Annotated in this window: 16 protein-coding genes; 7 read left to right on the forward strand and 9 right to left on the reverse strand. The window is 54.6% G+C overall.

Going from position 1 to position 17,578, the window contains the following annotated elements; genetic code table 11:
* Window positions 1-16 precede the first annotated feature (16 nt).
* Window positions 17-1,429: an APC family permease gene (locus J2I47_RS11555; protein WP_229374534.1), complete on the reverse strand. Its 1,413-nt coding sequence runs from the start codon at window positions 1,427-1,429 to the stop codon at window positions 17-19.
* A gap of 153 nt (window positions 1,430-1,582) precedes the next feature.
* Here J2I47_RS11555 and J2I47_RS11560 point away from each other — a divergent pair, with 153 nt between their 5' ends.
* Window positions 1,583-2,584, forward strand: coding sequence for a hypothetical protein (locus J2I47_RS11560; RefSeq protein WP_207364739.1), 1,002 nt, complete (start codon window positions 1,583-1,585; stop codon window positions 2,582-2,584).
* A gap of 119 nt (window positions 2,585-2,703) precedes the next feature.
* Window positions 2,704-2,976 (forward strand): UBP-type zinc finger domain-containing protein, encoded by a 273-nt coding sequence (locus tag J2I47_RS11565; RefSeq protein WP_207364740.1) that lies wholly within the window; start codon window positions 2,704-2,706, stop codon window positions 2,974-2,976.
* Window positions 2,977-3,076: 100 nt separating this feature from the next.
* Here J2I47_RS11565 and J2I47_RS11570 read toward each other — a convergent pair whose 3' ends face one another.
* From J2I47_RS11570 to J2I47_RS11590, 5 genes are all read right to left on the reverse strand, one after another.
* Window positions 3,077-3,643: a DUF4136 domain-containing protein gene (locus tag J2I47_RS11570; RefSeq protein ID WP_207364741.1), complete on the reverse strand. Its 567-nt coding sequence runs from the start codon at window positions 3,641-3,643 to the stop codon at window positions 3,077-3,079.
* 128 nt (window positions 3,644-3,771) lie between these two features.
* Window positions 3,772-4,800 (reverse strand): 3-dehydroquinate synthase, encoded by a 1,029-nt coding sequence (gene aroB, locus J2I47_RS11575; RefSeq protein ID WP_207364742.1) that lies wholly within the window; start codon window positions 4,798-4,800, stop codon window positions 3,772-3,774.
* Window positions 4,801-4,910: 110 nt separating this feature from the next.
* Complete coding sequence (locus J2I47_RS11580) at window positions 4,911-6,803, reverse strand: beta-N-acetylhexosaminidase (protein ID WP_207364743.1); 1,893 nt, start codon at window positions 6,801-6,803, stop codon at window positions 4,911-4,913.
* Window positions 6,804-6,908: 105 nt separating this feature from the next.
* Window positions 6,909-8,039 carry an alkane 1-monooxygenase gene (locus J2I47_RS11585; protein WP_207364744.1) on the reverse strand — a complete coding sequence of 377 codons (1,131 nt, stop codon included), beginning with the start codon at window positions 8,037-8,039 and terminating at the stop codon, window positions 6,909-6,911.
* Between the two features lie 63 nt (window positions 8,040-8,102).
* Window positions 8,103-9,101 carry a zinc-dependent alcohol dehydrogenase family protein gene (locus J2I47_RS11590; RefSeq protein WP_207364745.1) on the reverse strand — a complete coding sequence of 333 codons (999 nt, stop codon included), beginning with the start codon at window positions 9,099-9,101 and terminating at the stop codon, window positions 8,103-8,105.
* Between the two features lie 81 nt (window positions 9,102-9,182).
* On the opposite strand from J2I47_RS11590, the gene J2I47_RS11595 reads away from it, so the two are divergent.
* Window positions 9,183-9,908 (forward strand): MIP/aquaporin family protein, encoded by a 726-nt coding sequence (locus J2I47_RS11595; protein ID WP_207364746.1) that lies wholly within the window; start codon window positions 9,183-9,185, stop codon window positions 9,906-9,908.
* A 99-nt stretch (window positions 9,909-10,007) separates the two neighbouring features.
* Entirely contained in the window at window positions 10,008-10,772 is a 765-nt protein-coding gene (locus J2I47_RS11600) for an acyl-[acyl-carrier-protein] thioesterase (RefSeq protein WP_207364747.1), read from the forward strand.
* Here the strand turns inward: J2I47_RS11600 and J2I47_RS11605 are convergent.
* Entirely contained in the window at window positions 10,769-11,590 is an 822-nt protein-coding gene (locus J2I47_RS11605) for a DUF3050 domain-containing protein (protein WP_207364748.1), read from the reverse strand. The two genes, J2I47_RS11600 and J2I47_RS11605, sit on opposite strands and share 4 nt — an antisense overlap.
* An 87-nt stretch (window positions 11,591-11,677) precedes the next feature.
* A complete protein-coding gene (locus J2I47_RS11610) occupies window positions 11,678-13,834 on the reverse strand; it encodes a molybdopterin-dependent oxidoreductase (RefSeq protein WP_207364749.1) in 2,157 nt (718 codons plus the stop codon).
* 249 nt (window positions 13,835-14,083) lie between these two features.
* Here J2I47_RS11610 and J2I47_RS11615 point away from each other — a divergent pair, with 249 nt between their 5' ends.
* The 3 genes from J2I47_RS11615 to J2I47_RS11625 all read left to right on the forward strand — a co-directional run bounded on the left by J2I47_RS11615 (window position 14,084) and on the right by J2I47_RS11625 (window position 16,642).
* A complete protein-coding gene (locus tag J2I47_RS11615) occupies window positions 14,084-14,656 on the forward strand; it encodes a nuclear transport factor 2 family protein (protein WP_207364750.1) in 573 nt (190 codons plus the stop codon).
* 108 nt (window positions 14,657-14,764) lie between these two features.
* Complete coding sequence (locus J2I47_RS11620; RefSeq protein WP_229374536.1) at window positions 14,765-15,544, forward strand: ceramidase domain-containing protein; 780 nt, start codon at window positions 14,765-14,767, stop codon at window positions 15,542-15,544.
* A 12-nt stretch (window positions 15,545-15,556) separates the two neighbouring features.
* A complete protein-coding gene (locus J2I47_RS11625) occupies window positions 15,557-16,642 on the forward strand; it encodes a DUF3500 domain-containing protein (protein WP_207364752.1) in 1,086 nt (361 codons plus the stop codon).
* A gap of 99 nt (window positions 16,643-16,741) precedes the next feature.
* On the opposite strand, the gene J2I47_RS11630 is transcribed toward J2I47_RS11625, so the two are convergent.
* Entirely contained in the window at window positions 16,742-17,563 is an 822-nt protein-coding gene (locus tag J2I47_RS11630; RefSeq protein ID WP_207364753.1) for a hypothetical protein, read from the reverse strand.
* Window positions 17,564-17,578: the final 15 nt, after the last annotated feature.

The following is a 17,578-nucleotide window of genomic DNA, read 5'->3' on the forward strand; positions in this document are numbered from 1 at the left end:
CACGGGTAGCCGGGTTTTACCCGAACGGCCAACGTCGCTTCACCCTGGCCGAAATAAAGTAAGCAACCATTCCCAGTGCCATCACCAACCCGCCCGACAGCATGTAGTCGCGGCCCGTGGAATAGAAAATGTACACCCAGATGGCAATGGCCAGCAAAGCTGGGACGGGGTAGAGCGGCATGCGGAACGGGAACGTCACGGCAGGTAGCCCGGCCTGTGAGGCGTTTATCCCGGCTTGGCGGGAGCGACCGTGCAGCAACAAGAGCCCCACGGCCTGCCCAATAAACTGCACCACCACCCGCATAGCCAGTATGGCGGTGATCACGTTCGAGAGTTTGAATAACAGACTGAACACAAACGCCAGGCCACCCAGAAAGAGTAGTGACACATAAGGGAATTGCCGCGTGGGGTGCAGTTTGGCAAAAGCCGAAAAAAACTGCCCGTCCACCGCCGCCGCATAGGGCACGCGTGAATAGCCAAGCAGCACGGCAAACAACGACGAAAACGCCACGATCAGCACCAGCAGCGTGGCGAACCGCGCCGCCCCGGAACCATACATTGTTTCGACCATGGTGCTCACGATAAATGGGCTGTTGGCGGCTTTTTCAAATGGCAATACACTCGCCACGCTAAGGTTCAGCAGGCTATACAAAATGGCAATGCCAATGACCGACAAAAACATGCTCAGCGGGATGTTTCGTTCGGGTTTCTGGATCTCACCGCCGAGGTGACAAATATTATAATAGCCTAAGTAACAATAGATTGTCTTGACCGAGGCTGCTCCAACGGTAGCTGCCAACACCAGCGGTGAGGCATTTTCGGTAGCGGTCCAAGCGTCGGAAAGAAGCTGACCAACGGGGTGGGTACCATTCATAAGCCCGCCCAAAATGAGCCAGCCCATCGTGCCCAATACACACAGCCACAGCAACACGCTGATGCGCCCAATACCGTCGATACGGCGATAGAGCAGGGCAATGACGAGTAGTACCACCCCGCCCGACACCAGCCGACGGGTGAGGTCGTCGAGTGGGTACAGATACGAAGCATATTGGGCAAAACCGATGGCTCCCGACGCCACCACCAGCGGAGCCTGAATCAGCGTTTGCCAGACATAAAGGAACGACATCAGCCGTCCGAGTTTCTGCTCGCCGTAGGCGATTTTCAAGAACCGGTAGCTGCCTCCTGCCTGTGGAAACGCCGCGCCTAATTCCGACCACACCGAGGCGTCGATCAGCGAAATAAGTGCCCCCAGGGCCCAGGCCAGCAGAAAATGCGGCCCGCCAATGGTTTTCATCACCAGCGGTAACACCACAAAAGGCCCAATACCCACCATATCGATCATGTTGAGGGCGGTGCCTTGCAGCAGACTCAGCCGCCGGGGCAGGGCCGGGGTCTCGTCGGACGTATCGGGAGGGGTAGACGTATTCAACTCAATAAGTGCGTCAATTTTCGGTCATTGCCTACCGGGATGAAACCGCCCCGTGCGGGTAAAGTTCCGAAGCACAGACGGGATCGGTCGGTTTCGCAAACAACCACCCGCGCCAGTAGTTTACTTACTGAATAGACTAATCAACTCAACGACATGAAACGAATTTGGATAGCCACCCTCTTGATGGCTTCGCTACTGACTACGGCAGCTGTAGCGCAGACACAATCGCAAAGCACGGGTGGTAATAATGCCAGCCAGTCAGGACAGCGCAATACGTCAGGAAAAGATGGTTTACAGCGCAAAGGCAGCGCCGATCCGGGGCCAAAAGGCAGCACAAAAATGCAGAATGGTGTGTCGCGCAATGGTAACACGAACCTTTCGCCTACCTCGCAAACCAACGTACCCTCTCCGGGTGGTGACAAGCCCGCCGCCAAATCGGGTAGTGCGGGTGGTGGCGCCAAGGCAGGTTCGGCTCCGTCAGGTGCTGCTCCTAAAGCGGGCGCTGCTAAATCGAATGACGGTACAAAAATCAGTGGTAATCAGGAAGCTACCATGAAAAGTGGCAGCGGTGGTCAGGATAAATCATACAGCCAGAAAGCGGCAATGGGGCAGGATCAGGTACGGGGTACCAAACCAACAAGTACCAGCACATCGGGCAACCCAACTACCACGGCAAAAACACAACCTACGGCCAAGGATAAAGCCATCAGCAAGGCCATGATGAATGAGTCGGCGGCGAAGCGGCAAACACTTGGCGCTGCTGGCACCAATAATGGCAACGCTGGTAAAGCACCAGAGGCACCTATGAAAACGCAGGGTAGCACCTCAGAAGGCGACGCGAGCATTGCCTCGCCGGGGGGCGCACGGGGTACACGCGCTAAAGAAGCCCGTTCGGTACAACCCAAAAGCAGGGCTGCCGCTATGGCTTCCAACGCCAGAAGCCAATCGGCCTCAGCACCAGGCAGCCAGCCAGGTGATGGTAAAAAAACGGGAGCCAATGGCGCACCTTCACAGGGGGCGTCGCCGGTTAGTATTACTGACCGTGCGCAACGCGAAGGTTCCTACACCGATGCCGCCAAACGCAACAAAACCACCCAGGGAGCCAGCAAAGATCCGCTCAAGACAGGTCCAAACGGGCAGCAGACGAAGCAGTAATAGCAGTAGTCAGTAGGCTGGCAATAACGTACTATTTTTACTAAAAAGGGCCACTGCTACTAGCAGTGGCCCTTTTTAGTAAAACATGTATCTTCGCTTACCTCGAAACCCAATCGATTATGGCTCAGCAAAAACTTTGTAGTGAACTGGCGTCACTCTCCGACATAAAGCAGCCACAGGCGCTGGTTTGCGACGAGTGCATCAAAACCGGCTCGTCGTGGGTGCATCTGCGCACCTGTCAGGAATGTGGCGGCACGCACTGCTGCGATTCGTCGCCTAATAAGCACGCCACCAAACATTTTCACCGTACGCAACACCCCGTTATGGCTTCGGCTGAACCCGGCGAACGCTGGGTCTGGTGCTACGTGCACGAGGAGATGGCGGAGTATTGAGGTTTAACGTTCAAAGTCTAAGGTTCAATGTTGCTTCGCGCTCAAACGGGTAGTAAGCGAAGCAACATTGAACCTTAGATTTTGAACGTTAAAACCCCCTTCACCTTCCGTATCCCGAGCTGCCGTTGTTAGTGGCCATCAGGGGGTACTGGTCGAAGATGGAGCGGACGATGCCTTTGAAATAGTTATTCTTGAAATTGGGGTTGCGCATCATTTTCGAGGCGTACCCTTTCCAGATCACCTGATACGTTTCGGCGTCGATAAGCGAGATCATCAGTGTGCCCTCGTCGAGGTTATAGTCGATACGCTTGTAGGTGGCATCGTCATCTTCGCGCACCACCCAGTCTTTGATTACCGGCTGCTGGTAGCCCCGGAACCGAAGGTCGCTACGGAAAATGTTGTAGGATACCAGCAGGTTTGGACTACGGTTGCTGACACGATACCCGCGGGCTTCCATCTGGTGCCTGATTGCATCCTGAATGTCGGAACACAGTAGGGTAGAGTCGATGAATTCGCACTCCAGAAAATTGAACGACTTATAGTCTTTGAAGTGACCTTCGTAGCTATAGTCATGTTCGACAAACAAGCGGCCGCCACCGGGCGAGCAGCAAACCATGCTCAGACCAGCCAAAGCCAGCACGACAAAGACGCCAATATATCGGTTCATAACCATGTGGGTAAATGTTGTTGCTAATTGTTCTGTGAAGTTGAAATTGACGAAAAAATATATGCTTAGAACCGTAAGATACCGACTTATGTTTGGCCCGGCAACACCCAACGCGCAAACTTTACAATTTAGTTACCGACGTAATACTCAAGGGCTTCGCGCATGGCAGATTTACTAACCGGTATGTCGTAGGCACACCGTCCCGGCCCGTCGATAAGGGCCATACGAACCTGTCCGGCGCGGTTTTTTTTGTCCTGCAACGTGTGTGCCAGAATGGGGTCGAAGTCACGCTCGGTAAGGGGTACCCGACCATATACGGCAAAGAGATACTCTTCGGTTGCTTCAAGGTGTAAATCAGTGATCATGCCCTTCCGGAAAGCGATGTAAGCTTCCATAATCATCCCGGCGGCAATGGCTTCACCGTGGAGTAAGCGGCCTTTGGGGCGGTGTAGAAAATGCGTCTCCACGGCATGACCCAGCGTATGACCAAAGTTCAGAATCTTGCGTAGCCCTTTCTCGGTAGGGTCCTGCGCCACCACCTGTTCTTTGATGGTCACCGAATGTGCCACGGTCGTTGCCCAGTCAATATCGTCCAGGTCATAGTGCCGAAGGCGGTCCCACTCATTGGCATCGGCAATAAGGCAGTGCTTGATTACCTCGGCAAACCCCGACCGAAGTTCGCGGGGGGGGAGAGTTTGCAAAAAAGCCGGGTCGATCAATACTGCGTCGGGCAGTTGAAATACGCCGATATGGTTTTTAAGGCCTTGAAAATCAATGCCAAGTTTCCCGCCCACGCTCGCATCTACCTGCGACAGCAGCGTGGTAGGCAACTGCGCGAAGGCAATGCCGCGCTTGTAGGTAGCCGCACAAAAGCCACCCATATCGCCGATAACCCCACCCCCCAAATTCAAAACCAGCCCGTGCCGGTCGACATTAGCTTTGGTCAGTGCGGCCCAGATGGTCTCGCAGGTGCCGAGGTGCTTGTGTGTTTCGCCCGCCGGAATCCGGATGAGCATGTGTTTCGGCAACAGTGATTTCACCAGTGGGTAGCAGTGCCTGGCCGTATGGTTGTCCACCAACACGGCAATGGCCGATGGATGTTGTTGCTCAATAAAAAGGGGCAGGCTCTCGGCCAGCGGAGCGATGGTTGTAGACATGAGAAAGGGAATGTACAATGTATAATGCACAATGTATAATGACTTAGCACCTCCTGATTACGCTGATGCGTAAGTCATTGTACATTGTGCATTATACATTGTACATTCTTTCACCTCGCTCTTGCCTCCAAATCGGCTACCGGAATATTCAGCGGCAGACCAACGGGTTTACCGTTGCGGTAGGCGATAATGCGCAGGCGGTCGGCCCCTTTCGGGAAAACAAATGGTTGAACGTAACGTGTTGACAATGAGTCAGGAACCGTATTGTCTGTCGTGTAGAAAAGGTCTGTCCCGGCCAGTTCATGACCAATAGTAATCTTAAGCAAACTGGGCACGATCAGGCCAAGCGTGTTGACCCGAATGGCCGCCTGCCGCTGAATAGTCACGAACGGATTCAAATAACTCCGGCTATAGTTGATCCCTGCCGCATCAAACCGGGTGAAATGGCTTTCTACCCGGCGAATGAAATCGGGCCAGTTGCGCGTTGTTTTCGGCGACCACAGCACTTCGGCCGTAGCGAATGAACGTGGCCACAGCATGTATTCGGCGTGGCGCGTGGTCGGTACTGACTCGGTCCAGAGGTTGGCCTGTCCACCCAGAATCAACTCGGCGCGGACACTGTCGGGAACGGGTTCAAAGGCGTAGGAACTCGTCAGCCGGTTCAGGCCGTAGGTACTTGGTTCGCTGGAGGGGTCGCCCTGGTAGAGGTCCATGTAGCAATTCTGGTAGGGCGTCATGATTACATGATGTCCCTGTTTGGCGGCTTCGGTGCCTCCCTTCATGCCCCGCCAGCTCATGACGGTGGCGTTGGGAGCCAGCCCGCCTTCCAGAATTTCGTCCCAGCCAATGAGCCGCTTGCCTTTGCTCTGCACAATCTTCTCGACGCGCTTGATGAAATAGCTCTGCAACTCTTCCACGGTTTTCAGCCCGTTGGCCGCCATAACGGGCTTGCAGGCGTCGCAGTTGGCCCAAAAACCTTTGAACGCCTCGTCGCCACCCACGTGGATGTAGGGACCCGGAAAGAGTCGTGCAATTTCGCCAAGCACCTTGTCGACAAAGAGGTAGGTGCTGTCGTTGCAGGGGTTTATCGTGTTGTCTTCCAGCTTATAAAACTTACCATTAGGGTAAATAGGTACCTGTTTTCCGCTACACGTCAGGTCCGGATAGGTAGCAATAGCGGCCAGCATATGACCCGGCATGTCGATTTCGGGCACCACCATGATGTGCCGTTCCTGGGCGTAGCGCACCACCTCGCGGACGTCGTCCTGGGTGTAAAAACCACCGTACGTCTGCGGTTCGCCGGGCACGGGATTGGGTCTATCCCACCAGCGGCCCATGCGTGGCGCCCGCCAGGCACCCACCTGTGTGAGACGGGGCAGACTTTTGATCTCTACCCGCCAGCCTTGATCGTCGGAGAGGTGCCAGTGAAAAACGTTGTATTTGTAACGCGCCATTAGGTCGATGAATCGCTTTACGTAGTCTTTCGTGAAAAACGACCGGCTCACGTCGAGCATCATGCCGCGCCAGCCAAAGCGCGGCTGATCGCGGATGGTGAGCGCGGGAATAGTCGTAGTGGCTTTTGGAACGGTACTGGCAAAACGAAAGCCGGGTCGTTCGCGGTTGGCGGGGAGGAGTTGCCGCAAGGTTTGCAGGCCGTAAAACAAGCCCGCTGCTTGGGGGGCCGTAAGCTTTATGCCCGTTGGCGACACGATCAGCTCGTAGCCCTCCGGCCCAAGCACCGCGCCACGGGGTTGTGCCAGCCGGACCGTAATGTTGCTGGTGGGTTTGGCCAGATCGTTGATTTTCAGGCCCGGCAGGTTGGTTTGCACCATGTCGCGCACCTCACGAATGGGCGTGAGCACGGCCAGTTGGGTTTGAGGGGTAATCGTAAACTTCCCCGTACCCAGCACCACCGACTGTGGTTGTGGAATAAGGTTGAGCGAGGTAGTCTGGGCAAAAACGGGTAACGACAGAAGAGATAAAGCGTAAACGATAGATTTCATGGACATCAAGTTGAGACCACGAAGGTAATTGTCTAACGGAGCGATTTGCTCCGTTTTTGCTTAGTTGTAGAGGCAAAAAACGGAGCAAATCGCTCCGTTAGACAATTACGCATATTGCCGTACCACCTGCGTAATGGTTTCGGCATTGACGGCCTGAGCTTGCCAGGCGTCGAGGCGGGCGTCCATGATGCGGAACCAGAGTGGGGGTATCATGGCCGTCAGGATCATCTGGGCATAGCCGTGGGGCAATTGCGGACTTTCGTCGAAATGGCGGAGTACCTGGTAGGGGCGGGCGGCGTAGGCATGGTGGTCGGAGTGGCGCTGGAGTTGAAACAGCACCATGTTGCTCACAACCTGACTGGCGTTCCAGGAGTGTAGCGGGTTTACCCGTTCGTACCGAACCGGCTGGCCCGGCATGTTGGCAATTTTGGCCCGCACGATGCCGTAATGCTCGATGTAATTCACGCTTTCGAGCAGCAGGATAGCGACAAGGCTTTGGTTTACAAAAAACAATGGAAACGCCCACGCCATGTGTCCCAGATACAGGCTCAACCCCATCGTGAGCAGTGTGCAAAGCAGCGTGGGCCAGAGAGCAAACCCAATTAGCTGGTTGTGCCATGATCCGAACGGTTTACCCGCTTTGGCCAGCATCCGCTTCTCGATCTGCCACGCCGACCGGTATCCGCCTATCAGCGACTGCCACCAGAAACTATACAGCGTCTGCCCCCGACGGGCGGTGGCAGGGTCTTGGGGGGTGGCTACGTGGCGGTGGTGCCCCTGTACATGTTCGAGACCCCAGTGCATGTAACAGACTGACGCCAGGGCCAGTCTGGCATGAAAAAGAGCTACCCGACTGCTGCGGTGAACCAGTTCGTGGGCTACGTTAATGATGGTGCCGCCGAACAGTCCGATGCTGTATGTCAGCGCGATTTGCTGCCAAAGCGCCAGGCCGTCGTGCAAGATGACGTACCCACCCCAAACCAACAGGCCATACTGAAGGTAGACGAAAGAGTAGACGATAACGTCGAAAAAACGGTCGTTCAACACCGCCTCAAACTGTTCGTGGCTAACGTTACTGTGATCTTCGCCCATGAGCCAGTCGAGCAGGGGGATGCCTACGTAGACATAGCCTATCCCCGCCACCGCCCAGTTGGGACCGCCCAGGTAGTAGCTGCCCACAATGACCAGCAGCACACTGTAGGACCACAAAAAACCGAGTTTTTTGAGCAGGTTCATGGGGAATGTCTAATGGAGCGTTGCTCCGTTCGTTTCGATGAAAAAACGGAGCAAATCGCTCCGTTAGACTGGGCGCACTAAAATCTTACCCCAGCGGCCGGGGGCGTCGGCGTGCTCGACCGCTTTGGCAATATCGTCGAGGCCGTAGGTAGCTTCTACGGGGAGCTTGATTTTTCCCGAAGATAACAATGTAATGACTTCACCAGCAACACGTTGCCGTATTTTTGGGTCAACGCGGCGCATCCAGTCGGTGAGCCAGAATCCCCGGATGGTCAATTCGCGGAAAATCATCAGGCCTGCGTTGAGCGTGGGGTCCTGCATGCTCATCAGGCCGTAGATGAGCATGGTGCCACCCTTGCCGAGGCACTTGATGGCCTCGGTGGCGGTATGACCACCCACGGCGTCGAGCACGCAGGTCACACCCTGTCCGTTGGTGATCTGCTTCACGCGGGTAGCCATGTCCTCGGTTTCAATGTTGATCACTTCGGTCAGGCCGAGTGCTTTTAGCTCATCGTTCAAATCGTCGCGGCGGACGGTGCCGATGGTGCGGATGCCGCGCTGTTGGCAAAGCTGAATAGCCATTTTGCCAAACGCCGATCCGCAGGCCGTCAGCATCAGCCACTCGTGTGGCCCATCGGCACTGTCGGCAGTGGGTTTCACGCCCGATTCTTCCACCATGGCCACCACCGTAAACGGGTTTACGAAGAGTTGCGCGGCTACTTCGTCGGGCATCTCGTCGGGTACGGGAATAAGGCTTTTGTGGTGGGCAATGGCATATTCAGCCCAGGTACCTACGCTGGTGAAGCTCACCCGCTGCCCCGTGGTCATGATCACGCCCTCGCCCACGGCGTCAATTGTGCCCATGCCCTCGAAACCCGCCCCCGACGGCAATTGTGGCCGGATGCCGTAGAGGTTTTGCACGAACATAATGTCGGACGGGTTGATGGGGCTCATGCCCACCTTTATACGTACTTCGCCTGCGCCGGGTTGGGGCAGGTCTTTTTCAACGGACTTTAAGATTTCGGCGGGTTTGCCGGGCTGTTCAAATTGAATGGCTTTCATCGAAAGGGTATGGGCCGGGGTTAAAATCTTTGATTAAACTTGCATAAAGATAGATTTTTCCTCTCCTAAACCTGCCGTTTCATGCATACCTCTCCGTTCCTTGGCGAACTCATTGGCACGATGGTGCTCATTTTATTAGGCGATGGCGTAGTGGCCAATGTGGTGCTTAAAGAAACCAAAGGCCATGCTAGCGGCTGGATCGTGATCACCACGGGCTGGGCTTTCGCCGTAACCATGGGCATCTTCGTGTCCCGCGCCTTCGGCAGTGTCGACGCTCACCTCAACCCCGCCGTGACGGTGGCGTTTGCCGTGGCGACTAACGATTACAGCCATATCGTTCCGTTCATCACGGCCCAGATGCTGGGGGCATTTCTGGGGGCTGTTCTGGTCTATATCATGTACTTACCTCACTGGAAAGTAACCCCCGACCCTGCCGCTAAACTAGCTGCTTTCTGCAACGCGCCCGCTATTCGGCAAACGGGCGCCAACCTCACGGGCGAGGCCATCGCCACGCTGGTGCTCATTATGGGCCTGGCGGGTATCTCGTCGAAAGCGCTGGGGGTACTGGCCATTGGCGTAGGCCCCTACCTGGTGGGCGTACTGGTCTGGAGCATTGGCCTGTCGCTGGGTGGCCCAACGGGCTACGCCATCAGCCCGGCGCGTGACCTGGCTCCACGCATTGCCCACGCCCTGCTGCCCATTCCCGGCAAAGGCTCATCGGACTGGCGTTATTCCTGGATTCCCGTCGTTGGCCCCATCATTGGTGCTATTTTGGGCGGGTTGCTCATCCGGGCATACACTTTATAAGTTTCATGTCTAAAGTCTAAGGTTTAAAGTTGGCTTACGCAGGAATACGCTCGCGTAAGCCAACTTTAGACCTTAGACTTTAGACATGAAATATACTTTATGCTCTTAATCCAGACCGATACCTATACCCTGCGCGGGTATGAATGCGACGCTTTCGGGCGGCTGAGTGTTCCGGCGCTGATGAACCTGATGCAGGAGTCGGCCAGCCTGAACGCGGTTGAATACGGCATTGGTATCGGTGATTTGCAGGTGCGGGGTTATGGCTGGATGCTCATGCGTTTTCAGCTCAGGATGCACCAGTACCCGCGCTTCGGCGACACCATCCAGGTGAGTACCTACCCCACGGCGGTCGAGAAGTATTTTATCTACCGCGATTTCCAGGTCACGGCACAGGACGGTACGCTGCTGGCCGAAGCCACCAGTACCTGGCTGGTTTTTTCGACCGAAAAACGGGCGATGGCCCCCCTGCCTGATTTCATCCGCCAGATACCCCTGCCCCCGGCCATCGGCCCCATGCCGAAACTGCCGCTGAAACCAACCTTTCAAACCCAGCCGTTCACGCCCACGCAGGAACAGACGGTGCAGGTGGGCTGGTTTAGTATCGACCAGAATCAGCACGTCAACAACGTAACCTACATCCAGTGGGTATTGGAACAGCTGGGTGATGACAGTACTGGTCACAACGCACTGGAAACGAGTGAGTTGGTCGAGATAGACGTGGTATACAAAGCCGAAACCCACTGGGGCGACCGCCTTCGTGTGCAGGCTGCTCCCGACAGCACGGGCGCGTTTTTGCACCGCATCATCGATGTTGAATCGGGCAAAGACGTGCTGCTGGCACGGAGCGTATGGGGGTTGGTTTAGTGCACTGCGTCGGCCAGGGATGATACCGCCCCACCTATAACCGACCGCCGGGCCATGATTTCGTCGTAGACACCATCCCAGAGGCCGATGCGTTTTTGGAGCGATTCGATGGTGGTTTCCTCTACCTCGCGCCATTTCTGGGCATCGTCGCCGCATAGGCTTTCGGTCATTTGCAACGCCAGGTGGCTATGGTGGTCGCCGTCTACCTCGATGTGCCGGTCGAGGTAGTATTTAAAGGTCGACATGCTTTCGGGAAACTTCGCGTTGAGGTCGCTCACGATAGACAGGAACATACCCGGAATGAGGTCTTCGCGCCCAAACGTAAACACCGCCGCCTGCAGGTATGGCTTCTGGCTGTTGATGACCTCGAAGGTAAACTCGACAAACCGGCGGGCCGATTCCGGGAAATTGGCGGCAGTGAAAGCCTGATCAAAATCAGCCGTGCGCCGGAGCGTATCGGTAAATGTGTTGATCTGGCCTGTGTCGGCACCTGACTGCTGCATGGCGTTCAGGTACAACTCGAAGTGGCTGAGGCGATTACCTGACTCATCTACATCCGATTCTTCGCCAATCACGATTTCATTAATGAGGTAGCGCGTATCGGCCGATCCCGTCGGAAACCAGGGTACGGTGGTGCAGGTAAGGTTGTTTTGCAGTGTTTTCAGCAGCGACATAAAGTCCCAAACGGCCACCACATGGTGTTGCATAAAGGTTCTCAGGTCGTCGATGTCTTCGATAACCGCATACACTTTATGGTTGATGATCTGCTGTCTCAGTGGCTCAATGGCCTGTTTTACTTTGTTGAGTTGGTTGTTCATCGTTGTGCCTCTCATACCACCCGATCAAAGGCGGGTGGGTTGGTTAGTAGCTATACGATAAACAGACGGCCCCCGGATTTGTGTTCATCAAACTACGCCTTCCACCCAAACCGGTACGCCATTCAGGGCGGCGTTGCCGGTGAGCGTGTCGGAAAAGGCTTCGTCGGTGAGGTCGTTGATGCTGGCTCCGGCATGTTGCTGAGCAATGTCCTGGCGGGTGCCGGGGCGATTGTGGCCATAGCCGTGGGGCATGCACACCACGCCAGGCATGATCTCGGTCGACACGTCGGCGGGAATCTCAATTTCCCCCACGCGCGACCGCACCCGGACGGGCTGCCCGGTGGTGACGCCAAAGCGGGCGGCATCGTCGGGGTGAATGAGCAGGGTGCAGCGGTTGCGGCCTTTCACCAGCACGCGGGCGTTGTGCATCCACGAATTATTGTCGCGGAGGTGGCGGCGGCTGATGAGCAATAACTGTGTGCTGGCGGGTTGGTCAGGCGCAATCGTTTCGGCAATAACCTGCTGGCCGAGAGCCGTTTGTGCGCGTGCTAGATCAGCCAGAAACAGGGCCGGGGCTGCGTTGATACGGTGGTCGGGCGTTTGCAGCCGGCCGGGCAGCTGCGACCGGAGCGGCCCCAGATCAATGCCGTGGGGGTTGGCCAGCAGATGGTCGAGGCTCAGCCCGGTCTGTCCATACGGCCCAAAGCGCAGTCCCTGGTCGATGGTTTTAGCGGGGTTTTGCAGGTTCCATTCCTCGCGCGGTGTACCGGACAACCGCAGCCGCAGGTTCTCGAAAATCTCCCAGTCATACATAGCCCCCTCCGGTTTGGGTACCATCGGTTCCGAATAGCGGGCCGTGTTGCGGATGGCCAGGACGTGGAAAGTGAGATCATAATTCGCCGTTTCGAGACCTGTCAGCGGGGGCAGGATGTAGTCGGCGTGGCGGGTGGTTTCGTTCAGGTAAATATCCACTGATACCATAAACTCCAGCCCTGCCAGCGCCTCGTCAACGCGGCGGCCGTTGGGTGTCGATAAAACGGGGTTACCGCAACTCGTGACCAGCGCCCGCAGTTGGCCCGGACCCGGAGTTTCGGCTTCTTCGGCGAGGCAGGCCACGGGAATTTCGCCCATAAACTCCGGCTTGCCACTCACCCGGCTCTGAAAACGGTTGTACTTGTTATAGGCTGACTTCGGCACACCTGGCCGGGCCGCCAGCGCGTCGATGGCAGGCGAGGTAAACAGCATGCCGCCGGGTTCGTCGAGGTGGCCGGTGAGCAGGTTCAGCACATTGACGAGCCAGAGGCACAGCCCACCAAACTCCTGCGTCGATACGCCCACACGACCATAGAGCGCGGCGCGGGGCGTATTGGCCAGTTCCCGCGTTAGCCGCCGGATGTCGCTGGCCGATACGCCCGTCACGGTAGCTACGGTTTCGGGAGAAAAGGGCATTACGGCTTCGCGGAGGGTATCTATGCCGTCGGTCACATCGGCAAGGCGCCCCACGTTCACGAGGTTTTCGGCGAAAAGCACCTGGGTCATCGCCAGCAACAGAAACACGTCGGTGCCGGGGCGGATGAACTGGTGTTCGTCGGCACGTTTGGCGGTTTCGGTATGGCGCGGGTCGATCACCACCACGCGTCCGCCGCGTTGCTGAATGGCCCGGAGGCGCGTGGCCACGTCGGGCGCGGTCATGATGCTGCCGTTGGAAGCAATGGGATTGCCGCCCATGATGATCCAGAAATCGGTGTTATCAATATCAGGAACGGGCATCAGCAGGGGGTGACCAAACAACTGCCAGGCTGCAAAATGGTGCGGAAACTGATCGACCGACGAGGCCGAAAACATGGTGCGCGTACCAATAGAGCGTACAAAGCCCGGCATGCTCAGAAACGAGCCCGAATTATGCACCGTGGGGTTACCCGCATACACCCCAATGCTGTTGGGACCGTGTTGGGTGCGCACCTGATGCAGCCGGTGGGCCACTTCGTCAAACGCCTGTTCCCAGCCGATCTCATGCCACGACACCTCACCGTGCGTTTCTACCCGTTTCAGGGGGCGGCGCAGGCGGTTGGGGTCTTCGTAAATGTCTTTGAGGGCCACTGCTTTCGGGCAAATATGCCCCCGGCTAAACGGATCGGCGGGGTCACCGCTGATGCTGACAACGGTACCGTTCTGGTGGGTAACGGTGAGGCCGCAGATGGCTTCGCAGAGGTTGCAGGCGCGGTAGTGGGTCTGGAGTTCCATAGTCTAAATGTACCACGAAAGGACCAGATCGTGCTATACCCCTACACGTAATCAATGACCGGGTGGCCCGTGTTGACCGATTGCCAAACAAGATTGTCCCAAAAACAAAGGCTCATTGGCTAATGGACTGTGATGTTTGTGGCCGTACCAGTGCACGTATAATGTCGCTGCATTTTCGCCTGTATCACGTTCCGCTAAACCACCAATTCGATGAAAGTCAATCTATTAGCTTCAATTATCCTGGTCCTTATGATCGCCCTTTCGCTCGTTGCCGGCTGTGATACCGTCAGCACCACCGAAACACAACCACCCGCCGATACGTTGCTGGCTATCACCAACCCGCTTTTTACCATTGCCCCCACTGACTACAGCACACTGGCCGAGCGATCTATTAACCACCTTGCCGCGTTTGATTTTAGCGCCTGGGAAGCCACCCTGGCTGATGATGTAGCGTATGATTTTCCGGACGGCGATCAGAACACACGCACCAAACTGCTGGGAAAGGCGACTGTCGTAAACTGGTGGCGAAACTTCCGGCACCAATCGGGTATCGAGTCGATGACAATGTCTGAGTTCAACCACTTCCCGCTCAAGGTGACAGGACAAGCCAAAGGGGGCGCCTCAACGGGCATCTACGTGTTATCTTACTTCACCAACGCGCTGGTTTTCCGGGGAAAAGCCACGGGGGTCCGCATGAATTTTGTTTTGCATTTCAACGCTGAAAAGAAAATTGATCGCTACGTAACGTATTACGACCGCACGCCAATCATTGCGGCGATGGGTGGTCGTAATCTGCTGGCCGAAGTGAAGTTGAAAAAGTAGGGGAAGGCAAACCTGAACTGACCCGGAAACAGTACACATACGTTGCCGTTAGCTTTTGGCTATATGCTAACAAAGATTATTAGTCGATCTGCAGCTTATACGATGGTCATGCTGCTTATTTATTATTTGCTTAATGCAACCATGAGCGGCACTGTTTGGGCGGATATGGTAATCAGCAAATCGGCGTTGACGGTTGAATATTGTGAGTTCAATGATGTACGTCGATTTTTTCACCAATCGATGAATACATATTCCAATCTGGTGTACTTCTTTTTTGGCGTATTCGTCTGTCAGCTTGCCCGATACGATCAGAAAAATGGCACCTTACAGGCGCCTAACCGGATGCAGGCATTTCCGGGGTTGTCATGGCTATTGGGTGCGTGTTTTATTTATTTGAGCTTCGGGAGTGCCTTTTTCCATGCTTCGCTGACGTGGGTCGGGCAACGCGTCGACATGAATGGTACCTATGGCCTTAGCCTGACGCTGCTGTGCATGGCACTGTATCACGTTTTTTACAAAATAGATTTTTCGGCTAATGCGAAGCGCTGGGCTATTGCCATTGTTTCGCTATCCATTTTGCTGTTTTATGAAATCGCCCTACTTGTTTCCAGCAGTATTTTGTTACCCGTTTTAATATTGACGACCTGGCTATTGATTATCATCAATTACATTCAGTTTCGACGTGAGCGGTCTGTTCTTTTTGCTATTTCCAGCCTGGTGTTCATTGTTGTTGCGCTGAAAATCAGAACGCTGGATGTGCAGAAAATCGGCTGCGATCCGCACTCACTGTATCAGGGCCATTCGGTCTGGCACTTGCTGGCGGGGTTGAGTAGCTTTTGTACCTACGCCTTTTTCAGATTTACGCCTCCCCCCAAAACCACCTTCTGACTCCCGCTGACCATGGACTATCATCTAACTTTACCCATCCGTTATTGGCTAACAATCCTCATGGTGCTGACTGTCTGTTCGTTACAGGCGCAGCCTAATCAGTCTGTCGAGGCAACAGCAAGCCAGTTTTTAGCTACGCTAACCCCCGACGAACTGGCAAAAACCACCTACGCTTTCACCGACACCACGCGGCGAAAATGGACCAACCTCCCCGTTGGGCTGGTACCTCGCGCCGGCATCGAATATGGAGCCCTGTCAGACAAGAGTCGGATGGCGTTTCACCGGGTGCTGTCGTCGCTGCTCAGCTCGCAGGGTTATCTGAAGGTTACGAGCATCATGGCCCTCGACGATATCCTGAACACCCTTTATCAGCAGGCGTTTGATGCGGGTAAGATTGATCAGAAAACCCTCACCATGACCCAGAATCTGAAGTGGGCCCATGGCCATTTCTACATTTCTATCTGGGGCAAACCGCAGAGCAAAGACCCGTGGGGACTTAATTTTGGCGGTCACCACATAGCCTTGAACATTACGGTTAGGGATAATGACGTGGTGACGTCGCCGCTTTTTTATGGCACTGATCCCTCGGAGGTAAAATCATCGAAATACGCTGGCCTGCGGGTATTGAGTAAGGAAGAAGACTACGGTTTTCTGCTCATCAACGCCCTCACGGCGGGGCAGCAGGCCAAGGCGATACTAAAGCAGAACGTACCCAAAGACATTATCACCTCGCCCCAGGCTAACCAGCGTATCACGAGTTACTACGGCATTTCGGCGGCTGAGTTCACCGCCGATCAGCAGGCTATCCTGACGATGCTGCTTGGGGAATACATTCACAATTTCGAGCACCAGACGGCGCATCGGCTGTATGACAAACTCCTGAAAACGGGCCTCGACAAAGTGTATTTCGCCTGGGTAGGTAGCCTCAACAACAACAAACCGCACTACTACATCATCAACGCTCCCGATTTTCTGATTGAGTATGACAACGTAGGTTTTCAGAATGACGGCAACCACATCCACGCCATTCTCCGCGAAAAAGGCAACGACTTCGGCGACGACCTGCTCAAACGGCACTACGCCGAAGCGAAGCATTAAATACCAAGTTGTCAGGCTGTGCTATGCTGCTCAGCATTAGTTTTAACAAAAAAGACCACGGCAACGTGGTCTTTTTTGTTAAAACTAATAGCCGCCCATTCAGTACGTTTCATAGGTAAACTCTTCAGAGTTACCATCGTTGTAAACGATTTTTGTTACCAGACCGTCACTATTATATGTCAATTGTGCGTCAGTTGTACGGTTGTTCTGATTGAACACTTTGACGGACGAATCGCTGAACCGTTCGCTAATGTCGAAGGGTCTATTTAATGCATTGATGTTACCTGAAAAGTTAGCAGTGTAATCTGGTGATGAAATAGAAAAAGCAGCAAAGCCAAATAGGCCTTTATATGGATTCGGACTAGAATCGTAGGTGTAGGATTTACCATCTATTGCCGTTGCGTTGCTACCGGTAAATGAATAATTTTCAGTCCTGCTTCCAACAACTACGTTATTATCAAGCCTCGTAGTGATACGCGAAGAAGGAGTAGTGCTGTTGCCATTATATATAAAATCATAAATTACTCTGTCTTGCTGATAGGCATTGAGCCTCATTCTGATCAATCTATTTTGGCTATCAAAATAATAGCTCATGGCAAAATTATTAACCCTTTCCACGAGTCCATCAGCATAAAATTGATAGTCAGTTTTGGGATAAGTGTAATGAACAGCCCTAGTGCCAAAGCTTTCCCTACTTGTGTAATCTGGTGTGCTATATGATGCTAACCGGCCATTACTATCGTAGGTCAATACGAATGGGCCATCAGCAGGTGTTTTACTGTTGCCAAGCGTAGTGTATGCAATCGTTTTGACCCGGAACCGGGCGGCGGGTGTGGGCTGATCGCGGTGGTCGGTGCAGGTCAGGGCTGTGCTGAGGATAAATAACAGCAGCAGGTAGCTAGCAAGTGAAATTTGTTTCATAACGAGGTGAATTGG

This window comes from Fibrella rubiginis, from assembly GCF_017353185.1.
Taxonomy (GTDB): domain Bacteria; phylum Bacteroidota; class Bacteroidia; order Cytophagales; family Spirosomataceae; genus Fibrella; species Fibrella rubiginis.